The organism is Flavobacterium sp. GP15, assembly GCF_014281985.1.
GTDB classification, from domain to species: domain Bacteria; phylum Bacteroidota; class Bacteroidia; order Flavobacteriales; family Flavobacteriaceae; genus Flavobacterium; species Flavobacterium pygoscelis.
In genome coordinates this window covers 202,257-217,583 of sequence record NZ_JACFTC010000004.1, presented here as the reverse complement: position 1 = coordinate 217,583, position 15,327 = coordinate 202,257, and the positions used below count along the sequence as shown (strand labels likewise).

Genomic DNA, 15,327 nt, shown 5'->3' with positions numbered 1-15,327 from the left:
CCCTTTATAAAATTTAATAAAAAAAATATGAAAACAACAATAAAAGCTTTAATACTAGTACTGGTCTTAGTTTTAGGATACAGTACGGAATCAGAAGGGCAAGTGACTGTTAATAATGCCCAAAAATTGAATTTAGAAAAAATCGACCCATATAAAATAGAGGTAACTTACAATAAAACTTCGCATCTAGTATTTCCTGCTGCAATCCGATACGTAGATTTAGGAAGTGATTATTTGATTGCGAGCAAAGCAGAAGATGCGGAAAATGTATTACGAGTAAAAGCTTCAGTGCGCAATTTTGAGGAAGAAACCAACTTTTCTGTAATTACCGAAGATGGCCATTTTTATAATTTCAATGTGGATTACAATCCTCTAGCTGTAGATCTGAATTATAATCTTTTAGGAATGCAGAAAGGGATTAGTAGATCACCTACAAATGATGTTCTTTTTGAGGAACTCGGAAAGAATTCGCCTTCATTGGTAAGCGATTTAATGGAAACGATATATAAAAAAGACAAACGTATAATAAAAAATAAGGGAGCTAGAAGTTTTGGTATCGAATTCTTATTGAAAGGACTCTACATCGATGATGGCAAGTTCTATTTCCATACTCAAGTTACTAATTGCAGTCATGTCTCCTTCAATATCGATTTTGTTACTTTCAAAGTAGTGGACAAAAAGCTAGCTAAACGCACAGTAATACAAGAAAGGACGTTGAATCCACTGAAATTATATAAGCCATTGGGCGAAATTAAAGGTAAAACAGTAGAACCAAATATATTTCTATTAAATCAATTTACAATTGCTAATGACAAAGTATTGCTGATAGAGATTTATGAGAAAAACGGAGATAGACATCAGCTGTTAAAACTTAAAAATTCAGATTTGGTCAAGGCGAGACTAATAACGGACAGCAATTCTCGTGACTGAAATAGATGCTTTTGAAGGTGGCTGTTTATAATTAGTCTCTACAAAATTTCAAAATATTAAAATGGAAAGCAGGCTGTGTCACTCGTAATGACAGAGCCTGTTTTTGTTTGATTTACATATTTTATTATTTAATTAGCTTTAAATCAATAGCTTAGGTTTTTTAAAAATAATTTCTCTTAAATTTAGAAACTGAAAACTATAATAATCACATTATGTATTCAACATTAGTTTTAAGTATTCTAGCTTTACTAAGTGGTTTCGGTATGCGTTATTGGATTAACAGAAGAAAATTTTATAGAAGAAGTTCTTTGGGTGCAGAAGGTTTTTCCAGTTATGAAAAATCAGTCTTTATTTCATTTCTGGAACGTACAGGAAAATGGATAGCCTATATTCTAATTGTTTTTGGACTCCTTTTTTTGTGGAGCTATTCAAGAGAAAATAAAGATAGTAAAGAGATGATTCAAAAAGAGGTATCGTATGTACACGTTTAAAACCAAAATAAAATAAAGCGGCATTCTTTTGCTTCGTTTCTTTTGACGCTTATATTGAAAGAAAAGAAGTCCAGTAAAAATTAATAGGATAATGAATATACTATATTATAATCGCGACCTTTTTGGTGAAATAGCAAGAGCAATGAGAAGCTGCGCTATTGCTGTTTTGGTAAAATGGTTGTACCGCTTCCTGCAAAAAGACTTTTCCGACCAAGGGAAGGGAGTGTCTTTTTGCAGCCAAATTTTGGAGTAATGCAACCGGAATAGGTTATGTTCTAAAATTCTTAAAATTTAGAAAAAACTCTTTTCTTAAAAATAAAAAAAATAATTAAAGGCGACTGCTTCAGTGAGTAGTCGCCTTTAATTTTAAAATTTGTTTAATTGAAGTTAAAAACGTCAGTACCTATTTTTTGAAATGAGGCACACAGTTCAAAAGCTTTTTGTGATTTTATCTGTGCAGTACCGCCCAAAATGATAGATTGCAATTTGGCTTCATTATCCTTATAGCTACGTACATTTTGGTAGTAGCCTGTAACTGCGTTATAAGCTCCAAACAAAGTGCCTTTTGTCGTTTCCATTTGTTGTGAGTCGCTTGTCATAGCATAGGCAAAAGCATCTTCAACCGTGTTTTTAAAAACGGTGGATATTTCGTCCTCATTTCCGTTTTTAATATGCTGTAAGGTTTCCTTATTGGGACATAGTGCTAGTTGTATCAATTTTTTTGCCTCGTTGTCATTTACTCTTACTTTTGCCCATTCATTAAAAATCCCCTCAAGTTGATTACTAAATTCGTTTGCTAATCCCATTACTTTGTGAGCGTTATCTAAACGTTGTTTAGCTCCCGAAGTATGGCGGATGCGTACTACATTGCTCATATTTCGAAGTGAAGCGTTAAGCGTATTTTGGCAAACAATTCTAACAGGTGTAAAAGCTGCCGTAATACTTCCACTACCATCATGAGAAGTGGTAAGGAAAATGTATTTTTCTGTGACATCGTCACCATTACCCACACGAATATAGTCAGGTAATTTTGCAGTAATGAAAATGCGTTCCCCATTGCCCAATGCGCCTGCAGTCTCGTACATGATTCCATCTGTACCACCTACAATAGAATCAAAAAAACTAAAGGCCTCTCGATTTTGTACGATATGATAATCTTTGCCTACTACGCCCAATACAGTATTGTTATCATTGCGGATAGTAGCAAAATAATTAGGAACTTCCAGCTCATTATCTCTGATTTCGGTAGCGTTTGTATTTTCAATACTATTTGAGACTTTTGTTAAAATAGGGCTTTTTATTATCTCATAATCAAGTCCAGCGTGCTGGATAGCTTCCGAACTTGTAGGATAGTCTGTTACTATTTGACCTAAGCCGTGCCATGCTTTTTCTTGTACGCTAAAAAATGAATAACGTCCCGTTCTTTCGTTGAAATTTAAATTGTGTGCCATGATATTAAAATTTTAAAAGGTTGAAAAATAATTAAATAAAAGGTGTTAAAAAGGTAGATCATCGACCGTTTCATGTTCTGTAACTTTCCTCTTTTCTTGATCTGAGATGTCAAGTAGATTGTCTGTTTTCTTACCGCCTCCATGCAATTTAATAGTAGCCGTATGAAAATTTAAACTTGCTCTTAGTTCCCCGTCGTTCGCTGTCCACGCTCTAGTGCTTACTCTGCCTGTAAGCTCTACCAAAGCGCCTTTGGTCAGTATCTTCGCTACATTTGGACTTCGCCAATACGAGCAATCAAAATAGCTTGTTTGCTCTATGCGTTCGCCCTGTTTGTTGCGATAGCTTTCATTGATAGCTATCGAAAAGTTTACTACTTGTTTTTCCTGTGACGTTGTGCGTACTTCCGCATCCCATGTCAGTCTTCCGATGATGTTCATAATTTCTAATTTTTAGAGTTATAATTTTTTAATTAATTTATTCGGCAATGAGAGGAGGAGCTGTTTCGTTTCACTCTGTTTCCATTTCTAAAGCTGTTATTTTCCATGATTGACATTTTTTTTATTCGTCTAAAGAGTCGGAGTATGCTATGTTTCATTTCGAGAGCATAAAAGGTTAGTGTTTAGCAAAAACAAGGTTTTGTCAAATAAATACTATCCGCCTCGGCGGATGGAGATTTTTTGACAAACCCGTAGGGCATGACCTTTTTTTTGCGTTAAGAACACTAGTATACCTTTGCTCTTGAAATGGGACAGAAAAGCATATTGGCACTTGAATAAAAAAGGAGTGGAAGTTGTAGAAAAGGTCTGTTCAAAATGGTTCAATGTGTTCGAAAAAAGAGATCAGCCATAAAGAATGACTTCAAAACTTTAAGTTTTTTCTACTTTGCTAAAAAATCTGGCTTCGAAAGCCAGGTAAAAGGATCTTAAAAAATAATCAATAGTATTTTTTATGATTATTTTATTAGACATCCGACTAAGCTCTTTTTTAATGGAGTGGAGCGGAATTATAAATGTGCTTTGAGGATCAATTTTAAAAGTTCCATTCGATAATATTTTATTATAATATCTGGCTATGAAAGCCACGTAAAAGTATTTTAAGAAATAATGAATAGTATAACGCCATTATTTTTTAAAATTATTTTATAAGATATCCGATTAAGCTCTTTTATAATGGAGCGTAGCGGAGTTATAAATGTGCTTTGAGGATCAACCTAAATTGTGAACTGTATAAATTATTTAATAAATATATTATTCTTGATGTGAAGGTGAAAGTTAATTCGTTGAATTATAGTTGTTTAGTACGGTTGGACAAAAATGGTCAAAAAGTGACTTTGTATGACATATAGTTTTGTTTACGCTGTATTGCTTTAAATTTAAGTTTTGGAGCTAAATGTTAAACGAGTAAGTGCAAAATAATTTTAGATTAAGAACAATGATTTGTACTTCCGCAATGCTATGGAATTATGAAGTGTAATAGAAAAAATTTAGGCGATGATCTATATATGGTCAAGAATTTACATGAAAGACTAGGAATTGTTGAGGACTATCTATTTAGAATTGGCTTTGTGAAAAGTCATCACATATTACTTACGGAAGGTGTTGAAACTGTTAAATGTGGTTCTAGTCTGCAAAAAGGTGAATTAGTCTATTTGTTTCACATTTTGATGGAAGATGGAATATTATATTTTGATCCAGTAGATAAGAAAAGGAACAGAAGGCTTTTTCAAAACTTCATTGAAAAAAATTTCACATACTTTGGAGACGGCGGTTTCCAGCATCGCATCTTAGATTCGAGTAGGCATTTTTCGGAATGTGTAGGTTATACGTATAGGGAGAAGCAATTGCGCTACCTTGAAAAAATTATTATGATATTGCTATCAAAGAAGGAATATTTAACTAAATCATAGTATGTATTTAAGGGGCTGCAATCTTACGATTCAGAAAATTAATTGACTATTAAAATGTATACGTTATGGGAAAAGAAGAAAAAGAAAAGAGACATGAAGAGATGATAATAATTTTAAAAAAAGTACTACTACCATTATATTCCAAATTAGATGAAATTGAAGTTAAGCTTGTATCTTCTAATAATAACAAGTTTCCACAGTATTATAGAAATGAAGATTTAAAAAAAGTTTTTGGATTTTCAAGTAACACTATTGTTAAGTATCGACAAACAGGAATTCTGCCGTATACTAAGATGGGTGATATATTTTTGTATGAGGCAAGTAAAATAGAAAAATTACTGAATAAGAATGGACATTGAAAATAGAAATAAAATCAAGAACTGGAGATTCTTGCGATACGAATAATTAGAACAAAAAAGGATTCCTGCGGGAATCCTTTTTTGTTGAGAATACCTGGTTTTTTAAAAGATATCTCTATTAGGAATGGTGATGAAAGACTATACGTATTTTTCCTTCAGTTTTTCCATGTCTTCCATTACGTTTACATCTAAAACCTTAGCATAATGTTGCGTTTGTTTAATATTTGTATGCCCCATCATTGAAGAAACATTTTCTATTCTAACACCATTACCTAAAGTTACGGTGGTTGCAAAAGTATGTCTTGCGACATACCAGGTCAGGTTTTTATCAATTCCGCATAAATCCGCAATTTCCTTAAGGTATGCATTCATTTTTTGATTTGATATTTGAGGGATTAATCCTATTTGTAAGTCTTTATATTTACTGATAATTTTAAGAGTGGGAGGGAGTACAGGTACGTTTGCTCTGATTGCCGTTTTTGTTCTGTTAGTCATAATCCAAAGTGCGTCATTATTGTCTTGGAATATATTATTTGAAGTAAGTTTTGATGCATCTACAGGAGCATATCCTGTGTAGCAACTAAAAAGGAAAGTGTCCTTTACTCTCTCAAGACGCTCCGTCGTGAACATTTTATTTTCAATGCGGTTTAACTCTTGTTGAGTTAGGAATACTGCATTCTTAATATTTAATTTACCATCGTAAAGTATAAATGGATTTTTATCTATCAAACCCATCCTTATGCAGTAATAACAGGCTGTTTTATACATTCTCATATACTTTACCACCGAATTGTTTTTAATGCCAACCCGCCCTTTATAAACACTTTCATATTTAAGGAAAGATTCTAGATTATAAATGAAGGCGCTAGATATTTCATTTAATGAAATATCTTCAATTCCATATTGCTTTTTCATAAAGATGGTCAGTAGTTCTTTGGAGCGTTCATATTTTTGGAAAGATGCTTTAGATCTTTCGTCTGTATTGACCTTTTTTTGAAAATAGTTATTATGCGTTTCTATCAGGTGTAAAATGCTTGTCCCTTCAGTTTTTGTTTTCCCTGTAAACTCATTTTTAAGTTGAGTCAAAGAGATTTCTGGGTCAACTTTAGTCAACTCATTAAATTTTTTTTCGAGGTTCAACTCAAATATGTCCAAGGCATGTTTGAGTACTTTTTCTTTTTCAAGTTTAAGCACATTTCGAAGGTTGTTAGTAAATTGCCATCTCTCTTTAGAGATACGTTTACTGGTGGTCATATCAATAGATTGCTGATTGTGGGAGATTCGCGCAAAGACAGGAGATTCTCCTTTTGAATTTGCTTTTCCGGCCTTGAGGAAAAAAATTACTTTTAACATAATTTAGGTTTTTAAATTAATAATCAAATTGATTTAAAAACTTTGAAAGTATCTAGCATTCACGGGGAATTCCCAGGGAATACTTGAATTTTAGTGTCCCTATTTTTAATGAAAAATAAGAGGGTCACTAATAGGGACACTAGCCTTTGATAGTATATGTGTCTTTTGAGTCTTGACAGAAAACAAAAAAGCCTTTAAATACTAGTATTTAAAGGCTTTTGACTTTTAAAGTTTCTTTTGAAACTCTATGTGGCGGAGAAAGAGGGATTCGAACCCCCGGACCTGTTACAGTCAACAGTTTTCAAGACTGCCGCATTCGACCGCTCTGCCATTTCTCCAATATGTGCTTTCGTTATCTGATTGCGAGTGCAAATATAAGCACCTTTTTCGGTTTACAAAAACAATTTTAATAAAAATTTCAACTGTTTTTTAAAGTATTTTTTAAACCTTTCATTTCCTTTGTTTTAGCTTTGAAAATAATTTCAGAAATGAAACTAAAAACTTTTAATAACTAACGTATTCTGTTATTTCAAGACCATAACCAATCATTCCAACGCGTTTTTCTTGTTTCGTATTAGACACCAATCTTATCTTTGAAATATCAATATCATGTAGAATTTGGGCTCCAATTCCAAAATCTTTATTATCGATTTTTAATTTTGGTGCTTTCATTTCACCCTTTGTCTGTAATTCTTTTAATTCAGTGATACGATTTAATAAATTTACAGATTGCATATCTTGATTAATAAAAATAACTGCTCCTTTGCCTTGCTCATTAATTATTTTGAACATATCGTCTAACTGCTGGTCGGCATTATTTGTTAGCGTTCCTAATAAATCATTATTTACTTGAGATGAGTTAATGCGTGTTAAAATAGATTCTCCTAGATTCCAAGTCCCTTTTGTTAATGCAATATGAATTTGTTTATTGGTCGTTTGCTGATACGCTCTTAAACGGAAAGCTCCAAAACGCGTTTCAATATCAAAATCTTCTTTTTTGATAATTAAACTATCATGTTGCATGCGATAGGCAACCAAAGCTTCAATTGAAACTAATTTTAAATCAAACTTTTTAGCGACTTCTACCAATTGAGGCAAACGTGCCATAGTTCCATCTTCATTCATAATTTCAACAATTACTCCTGCTGATTTAAAACCCGCCAAGCGTGCAAAATCAATAGCAGCTTCTGTGTGCCCTGTACGTCTTAAAACACCACCTTGTTTTGCAATTAAAGGAAAAATATGTCCAGGTCTTGCCAAATCATGTGGTTTTGTATCGGTATTTACCAATGACAAAACAGTTTTTGCTCTGTCAGCTGCAGATATTCCAGTAGTTACACCGTTTCCTCTTAAATCTACTGAAACTGTAAAAGCAGTTTCCATTGGATCAGTATTATTAGTAACCATTACGTGAAGACCTAATTCTTTACAACGGCTTTCTGTCAAAGGAGCACAGATTAAACCACGTCCGTGTGTAGCCATGAAATTAATCATTTCAGGAGTTACCTTTTCGGCAGCAGCCAAAAAATCACCTTCATTTTCACGATCTTCATCATCAACAACAATTATTATTTTGCCTTGACGAATGTCTTCAATTGCTTCTTCAATTGTGTTGAGTTGTATTTTATTTAAGTCCATTTCGGGTATTAGTTTTGTGTTGGGAATAGTTTTTTTAGTAGTTTTTGGAATGGAGCTAATATAACATCCATATTGATTAAACCTATATCATTAGTAGCTCTATAAGTCAATAAAATAGCTAATGGAGTCAGAATTAGAGAGGATAACCATGCGCCCATAAAAGGAGTCATTCCGTTCTCTTGTGCTAATCTTTTTCCAAAAGTATTTATAAAGTGAAAAGTTATAAATATCAAAATAGCAAAAACAATAGGAAGTCCTAATCCACCTTTTCTAATAATTGCACCTAGTGGAGCTCCTATGAAAAACATTAAAAAGCAAGCAAAAACAATTACAAACTTATCGTAAAGTGCTAATAGGTGATTGTTAATGTTTTTATGTTTGTTTAAAAACTCTGCATTTGATGCTTCTATTGAATAAATGCTATTCGCTATATTGCTATTCGCCATTTTTAAAACCTCTATTTTTTCAGCATTTGTGTATAATGATAAAATATCATTAGGTAATGGCTTATTCTTAGGTGTCGCAATAAATTTATTTTTCTTGGGAAATTCAATTTTACTATTGCTATTTTCAGCAAAAGAGAGAATATCAGTTTTTATGTTTTTATTTAATGAATCTAATGTGTAATTAAGTTCACTAATATTTAACATAGTGTTGGTATTGGAAACGGATTCCTTATCAACATCTACTTTATTTAATTCTGATAAATCAATGTTTATAATTTGTTTTTTGAAGGAACTTTTTGCAAAAGGCATTTTATCGCGATCTTCATATTTTTTGGGTACAATATCTTCATAATAATAACCGTCATTAAGCACCAATTGTAGAATGCTAGACTGTTCACTACTTATCAATTTACCATTTTTAGCTTTAATTACGGTTTTACTGCCGTCACCTATTTGAGATTTTTTATGAATGGTGATTCCCGTGAGAGTATTTCCCTCTGGTCCACTTTTTTTATTTACTTTGATATTATAAAAACCAACATCATTAAATTGTCCTTCTGCAATTGCTAATGCAGGCTTGAGTTGCGCTATGTTTTTCCTGAAATTAATAAATTTATACTCAGCAAAAGGAATCACATTATTAGCAAAAAAGAAAGCAACAATGCTTAATAAGATTATAAAAACAGTTAAACTTCGCATGGATCTTTGAAGCGAAATTCCAGATGATTTCATTGCAGCAAATTCATAATTTTCAGCTAAATTCCCGAAAGTCATGATCGAAGCAAGCAATATAGATAGGGGTAACACTAATGGTACAATCCTTGGCATCGAAAAAGCCAAAAATTTAAGAACCATCAAGAAATCTAAATCTTTACCCGCAAGTTCCGATATAAATAACCAAACAGTTTGAAGTATAAATATGAAAAATAGGATTACAAATACCGTAGCAAATGTAGTCAGAAAGGTTTTTAATAAGTATTTGTCAAGAATTTTCACTTAATGCATCAATCTAATTTGTTAATGTAGTAATTTGGATATTTACTTCCCGCAAAGGTAAATTGATTTTTTGACAAAGGTTGATTGGTTTTGAAAGAATTAACCGTTAATGTTGTTTTTGTACCTTTTTTACCCACTTCAATTAAATTGTAAATGTGTTTGGTCTGCACATCAATACCTAATAACACCTCTTTTCTCTGGTCTTTTGGGTTAGTAGAAACTAATTTAATGTATTGAATTTTTCTTCCTTTTACATTTTGCAATATGTCCATATTGTATTTGTATCCCGTATTGAAAAAAGTCAACATTTTTGATGGTGTTATTGCATTGTCATCTTTTTCATTTACCGTCGAAACAGTCACTTCTTCATCTTCTGGTACGATAGTATAGGTTTTTTTACCATCAAATATTTTTGTAACGCCCATGAAATTTAAGACATATTGATTGCCTTTCATAATTACATTTCCTTTACTATCTTGGTTTATATTTTCTTTAGAATTATTTAAAGAATATTTAAAGTCAATGGTGATATTATCATAGCTTTTTACCTTAGCTGCAACTTGGTCTAGTAGTTCTTTAGCTTTCTTATCTTGTGCTTGCCCTGAAAATCCAATAAGGAATAAGGCGGTTATAAGAAGAATTTTTGAGCCTAAATTTTTTATAAAATCTTGATTTGTTACTTTCATTGTATTATTTATTTTGTTCATTATTGAAAAATTGATCAAGAGAACTCATATCTAGAATATTTACGCTTCGTGCTTTACTTCCTTCAAATGGGCCAACAATTCCTGCAGCTTCAAGTTGGTCAATTAATCTACCCGCTCTATTGTAGCCTAATTTTAGTTTTCTTTGTAATAAAGAGGCTGATCCTTGTTGGGCATTAACAATAATTTCTGCTGCTTCTCTAAATAAAGTATCTCTGTCGGATATATCCATATCAAGATTGATGCCACTATCTTCTCCAATAAATTCTGGAAGTAAATAAGCAGTTGCATATGCTTTTTGTGAACCAATGAATTCTGTTATCTTTTCAACCTCAGGTGTATCGATAAAAGCACATTGTACACGTACTACATCATTTCCATTGGTGTAAAGCATATCTCCACGACCAATTAATTGATCTGCTCCCTGTGTATCAAGAATTGTTCGAGAGTCAATTTTTGAAGTAACTCTAAAAGCAATTCTAGCAGGGAAGTTGGCTTTTATTAAACCTGTAATCACGTTTACCGATGGTCTTTGTGTTGCAATAATTAAGTGAATTCCAATAGCACGCGCTAGTTGTGCTAAACGAGCAATAGGAACTTCAACTTCTTTACCCGCAGTCATAATCAAATCGGCAAATTCATCTACGACTAACACGATATAAGGAAGAAAGCGATGTCCATTTTCAGGATTCAGTTTTCTTGCTTTAAATTTATCATTGTATTCTTTGATGTTACGTACCATTGCATCTTTTAACAAAGTGTAGCGATTGTCCATTTCTACACAAAGTGAGTTCAATGTATTAACCACTTTTGCATTATCAGTGATAATGGCGTCATCCATGTCTGGAAGTTTCGCTAAATAATGTCTTTCTATTTTATTAAAAAGAGTCAATTCTACTTTTTTAGGATCGACTAAAACAAATTTAACTTCTGCTGGATGTTTTTTGTATAAAAGTGAAGTAAGAACCGCATTTAATCCAACTGATTTTCCTTGACCAGTTGCACCAGCCATTAATAAGTGAGGCATTTTAGCTAAATCAACTACAAATGTTTCATTAGAAATTGTTTTTCCAAGGGCAATTGGTAATTCCATTTCAGCTTCTTGAAATTTGGCAGAGCCAATAACACTTTTCATAGAAACCATCGTTGGATTCTTATTAGGAACTTCTATTCCTATCGTTCCTTTTCCAGGAATAGGAGCGATGATACGAATTCCTAATGCCGAAAGTGATAAAGCAATATCGTCCTCTAAACTTTTAATTTTAGAAATACGTATTCCGGCTTCTGGTACGATTTCATATAAAGTAACTGAGGGTCCTACGGTTGCTTTTATTTGAGCTATTTCAATTTTATAATTTCGAAGTGTATCTACAATTCGGTTTTTATTTTCTTCTAATTCTTCTTGGTTTATTGTAATTCCTCCAGTTGAATACTCTTTTAATAAATCAATGGTTGGAAATTTATAATTTGATAAATCTAAAGTAGGGTCAAATAAACCAAAATCAGCCACTAATCTTGATGCGAGATTCTCTTCAATTATATCTTCTTCGGGAGCGGTTTCAATTACAAATGATTCGCCTGCACCAACCATAACTTCAGGTAATGGTGGTGGCATAATTTCCATTGCAAGAGGTTTTGCAATAGGATCTCTATTTATATCAGATGAGTTGTTAATAGTAGGCTTTAACGCTTCTTTATTGATTTCAAATTGAGTGCCATTAGTTTTTAGGTGAATAGTGTCTTCTTCATCAACAACAGCAAACTCTTCTAAATTGTAATCTGTATTTTTATTATTTGAAATTTCAGTATTAACAGTAGGGTTTGTTTCTTTTTTAGTATCATTAAAAAAGGATTGTATGCTTTCTGGTGATAACTTTATTTTGAAAATAATGTAAATTATTAATCCGAAGATTAAAGTTAATAAAGTTCCTGTTTTACCGAGGTAATCTTGTAAAAATAAATTTAATTCATATCCTATTGTTCCGCCTAATTCTGGTGCTGATGTAGCAAAAAAACCAAACAATATAGACAAAATTATAATTACGAATAAATCCCAAAACCAAGTGTTTTTTAATTTTCGTACACTAATGCCCAGCACCATATAAATTCCGGTAAGAAAAAATAAACGTACAAATACAAATGCAGCAAGGCCAAAGCCTTTGTATATTAATAAATTGGCTAAAAAAGCGCCAAATTTACCCAACCAGTTTTCTACGATCTCAGAACGGTCGGTCAATTCGCCAACGGCACTTTGATCTTGCTGTCCGTAAATAAAAAAGGAAACAAACGCAAACAATAAAGCTATAGAAAATAAAACTAATAAAGAACCAATAACAATTTTGTGCTGCTTGGTAAGTTTTATTGGAGCTTTTGTCTCCGCAATAGTTTCATTTTTCTTGTTTGAAGAAGCTGTTTTTATTGTTTTTGCCATTCTTTTTTGTACTAAAGCCTATAAAAATAGAGGCACATATATTGTTAAACCAATTGCGATTGCTGTCATTGCAGCAAAGAACACGGCTCCTGCAGCGATATCCTTAATAAATCCAATTTTTTCGTGATAATTAGGATGTATAAAATCTGCTATTTTCTCAATAGCAGTGTTCAAACCTTCTACACTTAAAACTAAACCAATAGCAAAAATTTGAAAGAGCCATTCTGTTTTTGAAATACCAAAATAAAACCCAGCAATGGTCATCAAAATTCCTAAGGAAAATTGAACCATTATACTGTGTTCCGTTGTGATTAGTTTTATTGCCCCTTTATAAGCATAGGTCATGCTCTTCATTCTACCTGTGATGAAGGTATTGTCTTTTTGAAATTCCATTAATGAAGTTTTATAATACTGCTAATGCAGCTTCGTAATTAGGTTCGTCAGCAATTTCGGCTACTTGCTCGGTGTGTATTATTGTTCCTTTTTCATCTAAAACAATAATTGCTCTTGAGTGCAAACCAGCTAAAGGTCCGTCAGTTATTTCTAAACCGTTATTTTTTCCAAAATCACCATTTTTAAAATCCGATAAGTTAACTACATTTTCAAGTCCTTCTGCGCCACAAAAACGTTTTTGTGCAAATGGTAAATCTCTTGAAATGCATAAAACAGTAGTGTTATCTAATTGGCTAGCACTTTCGTTAAATTTTCTAACGGATGCTGCACAGGTACCTGTGTCAATACTTGGAAAAATATTTAAGACTACTTTCTTTCCTGAAAAATCTCCTAATGAAACATCAGAAAGATCAGTGTTAATTAATTTAAAATCACTCAATTTAGTGCCAACTGCAGGTAATTGTCCTGAAGTGTGAATAGGATTTCCTCCTAATGTTATTGATGCCATGATGTCAATTTTTTTGTGAGGTTCAAAAGTATGAAAATTATTTAAGATTTTGTTCTCAATTCTAGGTTTAAAGTTTCCCTTTTTTGGGTTAAAATAGTAAGTAGTATAAATTCTTACTGTTTAATTTCTTAAACAAAAAAAAACGTACTTGATTAGGAGTACGTTCTTCAATAGGGTAGTATGAATTATTTTATTTGTCTATAGCGCCTAAAACTCTTTTCATAAAAGTATTCAAAGCTTCTTTTTTATCGACTCCAGATTTTATTAATTTATTCACTTCTAAAGAACCATACATGTTTGAAATCAACTCTCCAATTACATCCATTTCCTCATCTTTAAGTGATGAAATCTCAGTCATTGCTTCTAGTACTTCAATAGTTTCTACGATATAATCTTCATCATTTTCTTCTATAAATTGAGTTAAATGCTTAATTACAGGTAATTTCATAGTTTTAGTTATTTTGTGTTTTTAAATTTTAATTTGGAATAAAACGGCTAAATAAATTAAATAATCTCTTGCACTAAATCAATAAGTACTTCTTGTTTATTAGTCTGAGTTTCATTTACTAATTTACCATTTACAAAAGTGGCAAAAGTTGGCAGATTACTCACGTTAGCTAGTTTTCTAGATTCTGGAAAATTTTCGGCATCTACTAGAGCAAAAGTAATAGCTTCATTTTCAGCGGCTAATTTTTTAAATTTAGGTTTCATAATTCTACAGTTTCCGCACCAAGAGGCAGAAAATTGAACTACAACTTTCTCATTTTTTGAGATTAAATCCTGTAACGTATCTTCGGTTAATTCGATTAACATATTTTTGAATTTAAAAAATAATTTGCCATAGCATTATTTAAAACTGCTATGACAAATTACATTGTTATTAATTTAGTTTAAGCTTAAATATTCAGCTGTACTTTTTCTGTCAGCGCTCATTGCTTCTTTACCAGCTTCCCAGTTTGCAGGACAAACTTCTCCTTTTTCTTGGATGTGTGTGTAAGCGTCAACCATACGTAAGTATTCGTTTACGTTACGACCTAATGGCATATCATTAACACTTTCGTGGAAAATTTTTCCAGTTTCATCAATCAAATAAGTAGCTCTAAAAGTAACATTAGATCCTTCAACAATTACAGAATCTGTTTCTTCAGAATACTCTGTAGAATCAATATCAAGAATTCCTAAAATGTTTGATAAATTTCTATTAGTGTCAGCTAGAATTGGATAAGTAACTCCTTCAATTCCACCATTGTTTTTTGGAGTATTTAACCAAGCAAAGTGTACTTCATTCGTATCGCAAGAAGCTCCAATTACGATTGTATTTCTTTTTTCAAATTCAGGTAAAGCAGCTTGAAAAGCATGTAATTCAGTTGGGCAAACAAAAGTAAAATCTTTTGGGTACCAAAACAAAAGTACTTTTTTGTTGTTTTTTGTAGCTTCTTCAAAAATATTAATTTTTAAATTATCACCCATTTCTGAAATGGCATCTACTGCAATACTTGGGAATTTTTTTCCTACTAAAGACATATAATTTTAATTTAGATTGTTATTATTTTTTGTAGTACAAAAGTACAAAAAAAGGTCAAGCTATTTCTATAATTTTATGGTATTTTCTTATCAAATCATAAGCAAAACCTATTCGTCATAAAGATACTTTTTAATATTTTTTTTTCATTTTATATTCTGTAAATTATCCGTTTGTAAAAAAAAATCCACCATATAA

General features: G+C 32.0%; 15 protein-coding genes and 1 tRNA gene. 3 read left to right on the top strand and 13 right to left on the bottom strand.

The annotated features are described in order from the left end of the window. The first annotated feature begins 27 nt into the window (after positions 1-27). Both traN and H2650_RS10520 read left to right on the top strand, forming a co-directional pair. Positions 28-930: a conjugative transposon protein TraN gene (gene traN, locus H2650_RS10525; protein ID WP_188050764.1), complete on the top strand. Its 903-nt coding sequence runs from the start codon at positions 28-30 to the stop codon at positions 928-930. Between the two features lie 212 nt (positions 931-1,142). Then, the gene (locus H2650_RS10520; protein ID WP_188050763.1) at positions 1,143-1,421 is read left to right on the top strand and encodes a molybdenum ABC transporter permease; all 279 of its coding nucleotides are present in this window, start codon (positions 1,143-1,145) and stop codon (positions 1,419-1,421) included. A 377-nt stretch (positions 1,422-1,798) separates the two neighbouring features. Here the strand turns inward: H2650_RS10520 and H2650_RS10515 are convergent, their stop codons facing one another. Together H2650_RS10515 and H2650_RS10510 are read right to left on the bottom strand one after the other, a co-directional pair. After that, a complete protein-coding gene (locus H2650_RS10515; protein ID WP_188050762.1) occupies positions 1,799-2,872 on the bottom strand; it encodes a DUF932 domain-containing protein in 1,074 nt (357 codons plus the stop codon). Positions 2,873-2,917: 45 nt separating this feature from the next. Then, positions 2,918-3,310, bottom strand: a complete 393-nt coding sequence (locus H2650_RS10510) for a single-stranded DNA-binding protein (protein ID WP_188050761.1) — start codon at positions 3,308-3,310, stop codon at positions 2,918-2,920. A 1,534-nt stretch (positions 3,311-4,844) separates the two neighbouring features. Here H2650_RS10510 and H2650_RS10505 point away from each other — a divergent pair. Beyond that, positions 4,845-5,138 (top strand): helix-turn-helix domain-containing protein, encoded by a 294-nt coding sequence (locus H2650_RS10505; RefSeq protein ID WP_248428647.1) that lies wholly within the window; start codon positions 4,845-4,847, stop codon positions 5,136-5,138. A 138-nt stretch (positions 5,139-5,276) separates the two neighbouring features. Here the strand turns inward: H2650_RS10505 and H2650_RS10500 are convergent, their stop codons facing one another. From H2650_RS10500 to H2650_RS10450, 11 genes are all read right to left on the bottom strand, one after another. Continuing rightward, a complete protein-coding gene (locus H2650_RS10500) occupies positions 5,277-6,491 on the bottom strand; it encodes a site-specific integrase (protein WP_188050760.1) in 1,215 nt (404 codons plus the stop codon). 250 nt (positions 6,492-6,741) lie between these two features. Further along, positions 6,742-6,829 (bottom strand) — tRNA-Ser (locus H2650_RS10495). Positions 6,830-6,995: 166 nt separating this feature from the next. Beyond that, entirely contained in the window at positions 6,996-8,129 is a 1,134-nt protein-coding gene (gene ribB, locus H2650_RS10490) for a 3,4-dihydroxy-2-butanone-4-phosphate synthase (protein WP_188050759.1), read from the bottom strand. A gap of 8 nt (positions 8,130-8,137) precedes the next feature. Continuing rightward, positions 8,138-9,571, bottom strand: a complete 1,434-nt coding sequence (locus H2650_RS10485) for an LptF/LptG family permease (protein ID WP_188050758.1) — start codon at positions 9,569-9,571, stop codon at positions 8,138-8,140. A gap of 8 nt (positions 9,572-9,579) precedes the next feature. Then, positions 9,580-10,257, bottom strand: coding sequence for an outer membrane lipoprotein carrier protein LolA (locus H2650_RS10480; RefSeq protein ID WP_188050878.1), 678 nt, complete (start codon positions 10,255-10,257; stop codon positions 9,580-9,582). A gap of 4 nt (positions 10,258-10,261) precedes the next feature. Further along, positions 10,262-12,706 (bottom strand): DNA translocase FtsK, encoded by a 2,445-nt coding sequence (locus H2650_RS10475; protein WP_188050757.1) that lies wholly within the window; start codon positions 12,704-12,706, stop codon positions 10,262-10,264. Between the two features lie 18 nt (positions 12,707-12,724). Next, positions 12,725-13,099 carry a diacylglycerol kinase family protein gene (locus tag H2650_RS10470; RefSeq protein WP_188050756.1) on the bottom strand — a complete coding sequence of 125 codons (375 nt, stop codon included), beginning with the start codon at positions 13,097-13,099 and terminating at the stop codon, positions 12,725-12,727. 10 nt (positions 13,100-13,109) lie between these two features. After that, a complete protein-coding gene (tpx, locus tag H2650_RS10465) occupies positions 13,110-13,607 on the bottom strand; it encodes a thiol peroxidase (RefSeq protein WP_188050755.1) in 498 nt (165 codons plus the stop codon). Positions 13,608-13,797: 190 nt separating this feature from the next. Next, positions 13,798-14,055 carry a hypothetical protein gene (locus H2650_RS10460; RefSeq protein WP_188050754.1) on the bottom strand — a complete coding sequence of 86 codons (258 nt, stop codon included), beginning with the start codon at positions 14,053-14,055 and terminating at the stop codon, positions 13,798-13,800. A gap of 56 nt (positions 14,056-14,111) precedes the next feature. Next, positions 14,112-14,420, bottom strand: coding sequence for a co-chaperone YbbN (locus H2650_RS10455; RefSeq protein WP_188050753.1), 309 nt, complete (start codon positions 14,418-14,420; stop codon positions 14,112-14,114). Positions 14,421-14,492: 72 nt separating this feature from the next. Beyond that, positions 14,493-15,131, bottom strand: coding sequence for a peroxiredoxin (locus H2650_RS10450; RefSeq protein ID WP_188050752.1), 639 nt, complete (start codon positions 15,129-15,131; stop codon positions 14,493-14,495). Between the last annotated feature and the right edge of the window lie 196 nt (positions 15,132-15,327).

Bases quoted from the DNA above. Each gene is read 5' to 3' on its own strand.
- traN (WP_188050764.1), top strand. From the start codon at position 28: ATGAAAACAACAATAAAAGCTTTAATACTAGTACTGGTCTTAGTTTTA.
- H2650_RS10520 (WP_188050763.1), top strand. From the start codon at position 1,143: ATGTATTCAACATTAGTTTTAAGTATTCTAGCTTTACTAAGTGGTTTC.
- H2650_RS10515 (WP_188050762.1), bottom strand. From the start codon at position 2,872: ATGGCACACAATTTAAATTTCAACGAAAGAACGGGACGTTATTCATTT.
- H2650_RS10510 (WP_188050761.1), bottom strand. From the start codon at position 3,310: ATGAACATCATCGGAAGACTGACATGGGATGCGGAAGTACGCACAACG.
- H2650_RS10505 (WP_248428647.1), top strand. From the start codon at position 4,845: ATGGGAAAAGAAGAAAAAGAAAAGAGACATGAAGAGATGATAATAATT.
- H2650_RS10500 (WP_188050760.1), bottom strand. From the start codon at position 6,491: ATGTTAAAAGTAATTTTTTTCCTCAAGGCCGGAAAAGCAAATTCAAAA.
- ribB (WP_188050759.1), bottom strand. From the start codon at position 8,129: ATGGACTTAAATAAAATACAACTCAACACAATTGAAGAAGCAATTGAA.
- H2650_RS10480 (WP_188050878.1), bottom strand. From the start codon at position 10,257: ATGAAAGTAACAAATCAAGATTTTATAAAAAATTTAGGCTCAAAAATT.
- H2650_RS10475 (WP_188050757.1), bottom strand. From the start codon at position 12,706: ATGGCAAAAACAATAAAAACAGCTTCTTCAAACAAGAAAAATGAAACT.
- H2650_RS10470 (WP_188050756.1), bottom strand. From the start codon at position 13,099: ATGGAATTTCAAAAAGACAATACCTTCATCACAGGTAGAATGAAGAGC.
- tpx (WP_188050755.1), bottom strand. From the start codon at position 13,607: ATGGCATCAATAACATTAGGAGGAAATCCTATTCACACTTCAGGACAA.
- H2650_RS10460 (WP_188050754.1), bottom strand. From the start codon at position 14,055: ATGAAATTACCTGTAATTAAGCATTTAACTCAATTTATAGAAGAAAAT.
- H2650_RS10455 (WP_188050753.1), bottom strand. From the start codon at position 14,420: ATGTTAATCGAATTAACCGAAGATACGTTACAGGATTTAATCTCAAAA.
- H2650_RS10450 (WP_188050752.1), bottom strand. From the start codon at position 15,131: ATGTCTTTAGTAGGAAAAAAATTCCCAAGTATTGCAGTAGATGCCATT.